Below are 7956 nucleotides of genomic sequence, written 5' to 3' on the forward strand. Positions count from 1 at the left end.
GGTGCTCGTCGGGGTCGACGAGCACCGCGGCTTGTTCGGGGGCGGTCATGCTTACTCGCGGTCCTCGGAGGTCTTGTTGCGGCGGCTGATGATCACGCCGCCGACGACGATGATCACCACGACGATCGCGCCCACCACGATCCACACGACGGTGCCGCTGCTGCCGGCGTCGGCGGTCGCCTGGTCGCCGGCCGGGGTGGCGCCGTAGACGCCCCAGTAGCCGGTCTGCTCGAGGATCGCGCCCTTGGGCTGCGGCTGGGTGGTGAAGGCGGAGAACTTGTCGGAGCGGTAGGCCTCGAGCGCGTTCTGGTAGTCGAGCACGATCGTCGGGAACTGGCTGTAGAGCCGAGCCTGGGCCTGCTTGACGTAGTCCGCGCGCTTGGCGTCGTCGGTCTCGGTGAGCTGCTTCTTGTAGAGGTCGTCGTAGGCCGCGTCGCAGAAGAACGTGTCGGTGCTGCCGCCCTTGCCGTCCGCGGAGGGACGCGCGGCGCAGGTGTGCAGCGAGAGCGCGTAGTCCGGGTCGGGGTTGGTGCCGTAGCCGCCGATGGCGAGGTCGTACTTGCCGGTGGCGGTGCGGTCGGACAGCTCGTCGTCGGAGACGAGGTCCTGCTTGACGGTGATGCCGATGTCCTTGAGCCAGCCGCTGACGTACTGCGAGACGCCCTGGTCGTAGCTGCGGTTGGAGTGCCCGGTCAGGCGCAGCTCCAGCTTGGCGCCGCCGGGGGCGGTGCGGACGCCGTCGGCGCCCTTCTTGTAGCCGGCCTGCTCGAGGGTGGCGTTGGCGGCGGCGAGGTCGAACTTGACCTTTTCGCTGTCGCTGGGGTCCCAGTGGTAGGCGCTGTAGACCGGGGGCACGACGCCGCCGCCGACCTGGCCGAGGCCCTTGAGCACCTTGTCCACCAGCGACTGGGTGTCGACGGCCTGGGTGATCGCCTTGCGGACGTTGATGTCCTTGAGGACGGGGTTGCCGTCACCGATGGGGTTGTTCGAGCTGTCGGTGACGCCGAAGTTCATCGCGAGCTCGTCGTAGCGGCGGCCGGGAGCGGCGTTGGTGGTGATGCCGTCCTGGCCCTGCAGCGCGGCGAACTGGTTGGGGTTGAGCCGGTTGATGACGTCGACTTCGCCCTGCTTGAGCGCGTTGACGGCGGCTTCGGTGTCCTTGAACTGCAGCAGCTGCAGTTCGTCGACCTTCGGGGCGCCGCGCCAGTAGTCCTTGTTGGCCTTGAACTTGACGTACTCGTTCGGCTTGTACTCGGTGACCTGGAACGGCCCGTCGGAGACACCGGCGATCTTGAGGTCGTCGGTCGAGGGGTCCTTGAGGTCCTTGACGCCTTCCCAGATGTGCTGGGGCACGATCGGCACGTCGAGCAGGTTCATGTTGACCTGCACGGTCTTCGTCTTGATGACGAGGGTGGTGTCGTCGGGGGCGGTGACCGTCTCGAAGTTGCCGACGTAGTTGCCGTTGGCGGTGCGGGCGTCCTCGTCGGTGAGCATGCGGTTGAAGGTGAACGCGGCGTCCTTGGCGGTCACCGGCTGCCCGTCACTCCACTTGACGCCGCCGCGGATCTTGAACGTCCAGGTCAGCTTGTCCGCCGACGGCGTCCAGGACTCGGCGAGCGCGGGCGAGGCCTCGGCCTTCGCGGCGTCCGGGACGGTGAGGAACTCGTAGGTGAACCGGCCGATCTGCGTGGACGCGGCGAGCACGGCGGTGAACGGGTTCAGGTGGTCGATGCCGGTGGTCAGCGCGACCCGCAGCACCTTGGCCTGCTGGGCCTGGGCCGGGACCGCGAGCGGGATCGCCGCCAGCGTCGCGGCCGCGACGACCGCGCCGACACGGCCCAACCGGCCGATTCTGCGTGGGAAATGCACCAAAAACCACCCCATCGTTCTCGCTGTGAAGCCTCCCCAAGGACGAGAAGTAACCACATACCGCCACAACCGCGCAATATGTTGCCGCCTCGGCAGGTGTCCGATCGTTATCGATCGCGTTCGACTACGCACCGTGATCGGGGATCCGTGTCGGGGGCCGCGGCGGTCTGGTTAAAGTGCCGGGCATGCGCATCCTGATCTCGGCGGACATGGAGGGCGCCACCGGCGTCACCTGGACCGACGACGTCGTGCCCGGTTCGCCGCAGTGGGACCGCTTCCGGCGGCTGTTCACCGGCGACGTCAACGCGGTGCTGGCCGGGCTGTTCGAGGCCGGGGCCGGGGACGTGCTGGTCAACGAGGCGCACTCGTCGCAGCGGAACCTGCTGCTGGAGGACCTGGACCCGCGGGCGCGGATGCTGACCGGGCGGCACAAGCCGCTGTCGATGATGCAGGGCGTCGATTCCGGTGTGGACGGTGTCGTGTTCCTGGGCTACCACGCCGGCGCCGGGTTCGACGGGGTCCTTTCCCACACCTACCTGGAGAACCAGATCACCGGGGTGTGGCTGGACGACGTCCCGGCGAGCGAGGGACGGCTGAACGCGGCGATGGCCGCGGAGTACGGCGTCCCGGTCCTGCTCGTTTCGGGTGACGACGAAACGTGCGAGGACGCCCGTGACTACGCTCCGGAGGCGGAGCTGGTCCAGGTGAAGGAGTGCGTGAGCCGGTACGCGGCGATCTGCCTGCCACCGGCGCGCACGGCGGACCTGCTGACCGGGGCGGCGGCCGACGCGATGGCGCGGGCCGGGCGCGAGGAGCGGCAGGTCCGGGCGCACCGGATCGAGGTGGAGTTCGACGCGAGCCACCTGGCGCAGGCGACGGCGGTGATCCCGACGGTGGAGCAGATCGGCACGCGGCGGGTCGGCTTCGACGCGGTGAACATGACCGAGGCGATGAAGGCGTTCAAGGTCGTCACGGCGATCGCGGCCGGGGCGGTGCAGGGCATCTATGGCTGACGTCGACGTCGTCGGCCTGTGCGCCGACCTGATCCGGTTCGACACCACCAACCGCGGGAACAACGACGCCGAGCCCGAACGCCCGGCCGCGGAGTACGTGGCGGCGTTCCTGGACTCGCTCGGCATCCCGTCGAAGATCCTCGAGGCCGCACCCGGCCGGGCCAGCGTGATCGCGCGCGTGCCCGGGACCGATCCGTCGCTGCCCGCGCTGCTGGTGCAGGGGCACCTGGACGTCGTGCCGGCGGACGCCGCGGACTGGTCGGTGGACCCGTTCGCCGGCGAGGTCCGCGACGGGTACCTGTGGGGCCGCGGCGCGACCGACATGAAGGACTTCGTGGCGATGGTCCTCGCCGCGCTGGCCGGCGGGGTGCGCCCGCGGCGTGAGCTGGTGCTGGCGTTCGTCGCCGACGAGGAGGACCGCGGCGAGTGGGGCGCGCACTGGCTGGTGGCCGAGCACCCGGAGCTGTTCGAAGGCTGCGAAGCCGCCATCAGCGAGTCGGGCGGCTACACCTACCACGTTCCGGCGGCCGACGGCCGCGACGTGCACCTCTACCCGGTCGGGACGGCCGAGCGCGGGACCGCGCACCTGCGCCTGACCGCGCGCGGCCGGGCCGGGCACGGGTCGCGGCCCAACGACGAGAACGCCGTCACCCGGTTGGTGGGCGCGCTGCACCGGATCGCCGCGCACCGCTGGCCGGTGACGCTGACCCCGGCGGTACGCGCGTTCCTGGAGCGGACCGGCGAGGCGTTGGGCGTCCCGGTGGACTTCTCCGATGTGGACGCGACGGTGGCCGCGCTGGGCCCGGCCGGTTCGCTGGTGGTGCCGACGGTCCGCAACAGCACCACGCCGACGATGCTGGACGCGGGCTACAAGGTGAACGTGATCCCGTCGACGGCGACCGCGCAGGTGGACATGCGGGTGCTGCCGGGCACCGAGGACGAGCTGTTCGCGGTGCTGGACGGGTTGCTCGGCGAGGGCGTGACGCGGGAGTTCGTCGCGCACCAGCCGCCGGTGCAGGCGCCGGTGGACTCGCCGTGGTTCTCCGCGATGGCCGCCGCTCTGCGCGCGGAGGACCCCGAGGCGGTGGTGGTGCCGTACTGCCTGGGCGGCGGGACCGACGCGAAGGCGTTCGCGCAGCTGGGGATCGCGAACTACGGGTTCGCGCCGCTGTGGCTGCCGAAGGGCTTCCCGTACCGGGCGATGGCGCACGGGGTGGACGAGCGGGTCCCGGTCGAGGGCCTGCGCTTCGGGACCCGCGTGCTCTCGAGGTTCCTCGCGGACTGCTGAACTGAGGGGCGGTGTCAGCGAGTGAACTCGGCCCAGTGGCGGGCACCGTCACGGATGCGCTCCAGGGTGACCAGCTTGACGCCGTCCTGGGCGGCCGACTCGACCTCTTCGCGGCTGAACGGCCACGGTGGGCTCACCCACGTCGCCATGTCGAAGTTCTCCTCCGCGACCTCGGACACGATCAGCGTGCCGCCGGGCGCGAGGAACCCGGCCAGGGACCTCAGCGCCGCGGGCCGGAAGTCTCGGGGCATCGCCTGGATGTTCATGATCTCCACGACCAGGTCGAACGCCTGGTGCCACTCCCCCGGCGGCTTCAGCAGGTCCGCCACCACGTAGTTCACCGCGGACTCCGGGAACCGGGCGCGGGCGGCTTCGACCGCCGTCGGGGCGACGTCGAAGCCCGTCACCGCCCAGCCCGCCGAAGCCAGCAGTTCCGAGTCGTCGCCAAGGGCACTGCCCACCACCAGCGCCCGGCGGCCTTCACCAGGAGGCGTCCAGGCGGCCAGATCGGTGTTGGGCGTGCCGCGGGACCACGGCACCTCGGCCTCGCCGCGGGCGGCGGCGGTGTAGAGCTCGTCGAACCACCGGGTCGGGTCACCCTCGGCGAGGGAGGCGCGGGAAAGTACTCGGTCGGCGGGGTCCGGCGTCGTCATGATCGTGACCTTAGCGACGACGCCGGACCCGCGTGACCGGTTTACCGGGCCACCGGCCCGGGGATCGCGTACAGCCCGTTGCCGGCCCAGTCGACGACGTCCCGGACCGGCGAGGCGGGCGGAGCCGGGCGGAAGTTGGCCGCGTCGTCGACGCTGCCGCTGCCGTCGTAGACCGCGCGCTGCGGGTAGGTGAACACCGGCCGGGTGCGGGTGACGTTCCCGGCGGCGTCGCGGCCGGTCGCGGTCACCTTCGTGGGCGTGGTGCCGCGTTCGACCCAGGCGACCAGCTCCTTCAGCGGGTCGAACTCGGTGAGCGTCGTGCCGCCGCCGCAGTGGTAGAGCGACGGGACCATGAACAGCCGCGCGAAGTCCTGGGCGTGGCCGCGGGTGAGCCGCTGGTAGTAGTCGAGCGTGCCGGCCGGCGGGATGGCCTCGTCGGCCCAGCCGTGCCACAGCACGAGCTTTCCGCCGCGGCGCTGGAACGCCGACAGGTCAAGGCTCATCGCGTCGTACCGGACGCCGACCGGGGTGAGCCGGTCGAACTCGCGCTTGGTGAAGGCGAAGTCGTCGACCTTCGACGCCGGGGCGCCGATCGGGTAGCCGAGGTACTTGAGGTAGTTGTCGGCGAGGCTGCGGGCGAAGGAGACGCCGCCGGTCTCGGGCACGCCGATGATCCACCCGGCCCACGACAGCTCCGACCCGGGCTGCTGGCCGCCGGGGTAGAGCAGCGTGCCGTGCGCGTCGGTGGGCGGTGCGTAGAGCTTGCGGACGACGCCGACCTGCGCGGGGGTCAGGCAGGCCGGGGTGTCGGGGCCGGTGCAGGTCAGTTTCGCCGGGTCGAAGTGGCAGGCGCGCGGGTCGTCGAGCTGGCCGTCGGTGAGCCCGTCGAGGCGGTCGCAGGCGGCGAGGACGGCGGCGTGCAGGGCGGGCAGCTTCGCGGCGGTGAGCACGGGGCTGCCGTCGGCGGCGTTGTTCACGCGCGCGAGCCACGTCTGGTAGACGCCGAGCAGCGGTCCCCAGTACCCGGCGGGGGCGCCGGCGACGATGCCGTCGAAGTCGGCCGGGTAGCGCTGGGCCAGCAGGAGGCCTTCGCGGCCGCCGTCGGAGCAGCCGGTGAAGTAGGACTTCTTCGGCGGGGCGCCGTAGAACGCCTGGATGATCGCCTTCGAGGCGCGCGAGACGACGTGGGGTGCGCGGAACTCGAAGTCGTCGCGCGCGGCCTGGTCGTGCTGACCCCAGCTGCCGTCGTCGACGACGGCCGGGGTCGTGCCGACGTGGCCGTCGTCGGTCGCGGCGACCGCGACGTCGCCACCGTGGGGCAGGTCGCAGTCGGCGAAGGCGGGCGGGTTGACGATGCCGCAGAAGCCGCCGCAGCCGTACTGCAGGTAGCGGCCGGCGTAGGTCTTGGTGGGCAGCCGCAGGTCGAAGCGGACAGCGGGCTCGACGTAACCCCGCACGCCGCAGTACTCGGGGTCGGTGGCGGTCGCGGCGACGACGGCCGCCGAGGTGACGTGCGTGGCGGCGCCCGGGAGGGCGAACCCGCGGACCAGGTCGCCGCAGGCGGTGGTGGGCCGGACGGTGGAGTCCGGCGCGGCGGTGGCGGCCACCGGGGTGAAACCCGCGGTGGCGAGAGTCAATGTGACGACGGCGGTGAAGATCCGGACTGTTCTCATGGGTTGGGAGTTCCCCTCGGTTGTCCAGTTCTGGCCAGGTTTGCCGACCGGTCTTGACATCGATGTCACCCGCGCGTTTGTCTTCCTGGGCGCCGCTGGGTCCCGCCCGCGCGGTGCCCTTGTTCATCCCTCCAGAGCTTGGAGCAATGATGCCCCGAAGCGCCAGACCGCCGGTCGCTTTCCTGGTGACCGCCGCCGTGGTCGCCGCCGGCCTGGTCGCCCTCCCCGCGACGGCGTCCGCGGCCGAAGAAGCCCTCCCCGCCGATTTCTCGTCCTCCTTCGAGCCGGGTGACGTCCAGCCGACGTGGACCGACACCGTCGACACGGACGCCGCCGGCAAGCCGCGCGCCTTCGGCGTGAACGGCGCAAACGGCACCGCGATCCCCGGTGACATCCGCGGCAAGGTCACCGAGAGCAGCGCCAGCAGCGAGAACACCGACGGCGGCGAAGTGGTGTCGAACCTCTTCGACGGCACCACCGACACGAAGTGGCTGTCCTGGGACCCGACGGCGTGGGCGCAGGTCACGCTGTCGGAGCCGACGTCGATCACCCACTACGCGATCTCCTCGGCCAACGACTTCGACGAGCGCGACCCCAAGGACTGGACGCTGCAGGGCTCGAACGACGCGAGCGCGTGGACGGACCTGGACAAGCAGACCGACCAGGCGTTCACCGCGCGGTTCCAGCAGAAGGACTACAAGCTGGCCGCGCCGAGCGCGGCGTACAAGTACTACCGGCTCGACGTCACGCGCAACAACGGCGGCCCGATCCTGCAGGTCTCGGAGCTGCTGCTGGCCAACGACGACCCGGCGCCGCCGCCGCTGCCGAACATGCGCAGCTTCGTCGACTCCGGCCCGACGAGCGGGTACACGAACAAGAACCGCGTCGGCTTCACCGGCATGAAGGCGTTCCGCTACTCGGGCAGCCAGACCGAGGCCGGCCACGGCTGGTCGTACAACAAGATCTTCGACGTCGATGTGCCGGTCGTGGCGTCGACCGAGCTGTCGTACAAGGTGCAGCCGCAGTTCATCACCGGCGACCTGAAGTACCCCAGCACGAACGTCGCGATCGACCTCGCCTTCACCGACGGCACCTACCTGCGCAACCTCGGCGCGACCGACCAGTACGGCTTCCCGCTGACCCCGGAGGGCCAGGGCGCCTCGAAGGTGCTCTACGCCAACCAGTGGAACCTGGTGCGCTCGGCGATCGGGCAGGTCGCCAAGGGCAAGACGATCGACCGGATCCTCGTCGGCTACGACAACCCGAACGGCCCGGGCTCGCTGCAGGGCTGGCTCGACGACGTGAAGGTGTCGGCGACCCCGACGCCGCCCGCGAGCACCCGTCCGAGCGACAACGTGGTCACCACCCGGGGCACGATGGCCAACAGCACCTTCTCCCGGGGCAACAACTTCCCGGAACCCGCACGGCGGCCAGCTCGGCGAGGCGTACATCCACGGCAT

6 protein-coding genes are annotated in these 7956 nt (G+C 71.0%); 3 read left to right on the forward strand and 3 right to left on the reverse strand.

Annotated elements, in window-relative coordinates:
- Nucleotides 1-51: 51 nt before the first annotated feature.
- Nucleotides 52-1884 carry an ABC transporter substrate-binding protein gene (locus tag ABZ342_RS48485; RefSeq protein ID WP_360488767.1) on the reverse strand — a complete coding sequence of 611 codons (1833 nt, stop codon included), beginning with the start codon at nt 1882-1884 and terminating at the stop codon, nt 52-54.
- A gap of 170 nt (nt 1885-2054) precedes the next feature.
- Between ABZ342_RS48485 and ABZ342_RS48490 the strand changes: the two genes are divergently transcribed.
- Entirely contained in the window at nt 2055-2882 is an 828-nt protein-coding gene (locus tag ABZ342_RS48490) for a M55 family metallopeptidase (RefSeq protein ID WP_155543993.1), read from the forward strand.
- Nucleotides 2875-4170, forward strand: coding sequence for a M20/M25/M40 family metallo-hydrolase (locus ABZ342_RS48495; RefSeq protein WP_360488770.1), 1296 nt, complete (start codon nt 2875-2877; stop codon nt 4168-4170). Before ABZ342_RS48490 ends, ABZ342_RS48495 begins: the two co-directional genes overlap by 8 nt.
- A gap of 14 nt (nt 4171-4184) precedes the next feature.
- Here the strand turns inward: ABZ342_RS48495 and ABZ342_RS48500 are convergent, their stop codons facing one another.
- On the reverse strand, nt 4185-4823 hold the full coding sequence (locus ABZ342_RS48500; protein WP_360488773.1) for a class I SAM-dependent methyltransferase: 639 nt from the start codon (nt 4821-4823) through the stop codon (nt 4185-4187).
- Nucleotides 4824-4864: 41 nt separating this feature from the next.
- Entirely contained in the window at nt 4865-6496 is a 1632-nt protein-coding gene (locus ABZ342_RS48505; protein WP_360488776.1) for a tannase/feruloyl esterase family alpha/beta hydrolase, read from the reverse strand.
- A gap of 149 nt (nt 6497-6645) precedes the next feature.
- On the opposite strand from ABZ342_RS48505, the gene ABZ342_RS48510 reads away from it, so the two are divergent.
- Nucleotides 6646-7956: discoidin domain-containing protein (locus ABZ342_RS48510; protein WP_360488779.1), on the forward strand; the 1311-nt coding region annotated here is incomplete at its 3' end.

This window comes from Amycolatopsis sp. NPDC005961, assembly GCF_040629235.1.
GTDB lineage: Bacteria > Actinomycetota > Actinomycetes > Mycobacteriales > Pseudonocardiaceae > Amycolatopsis > Amycolatopsis camponoti.

Excerpts from the sequence above, each read along its gene's own strand:
- ABZ342_RS48485 (WP_360488767.1), bottom strand. The coding sequence starts at position 1,884 with ATGGGGTGGTTTTTGGTGCATTTCCCACGCAGAATCGGCCGGTTGGGC.
- ABZ342_RS48490 (WP_155543993.1), top strand. The coding sequence starts at position 2,055 with ATGCGCATCCTGATCTCGGCGGACATGGAGGGCGCCACCGGCGTCACC.
- ABZ342_RS48495 (WP_360488770.1), top strand. The coding sequence starts at position 2,875 with ATGGCTGACGTCGACGTCGTCGGCCTGTGCGCCGACCTGATCCGGTTC.
- ABZ342_RS48500 (WP_360488773.1), bottom strand. The coding sequence starts at position 4,823 with ATGACGACGCCGGACCCCGCCGACCGAGTACTTTCCCGCGCCTCCCTC.
- ABZ342_RS48505 (WP_360488776.1), bottom strand. The coding sequence starts at position 6,496 with ATGAGAACAGTCCGGATCTTCACCGCCGTCGTCACATTGACTCTCGCC.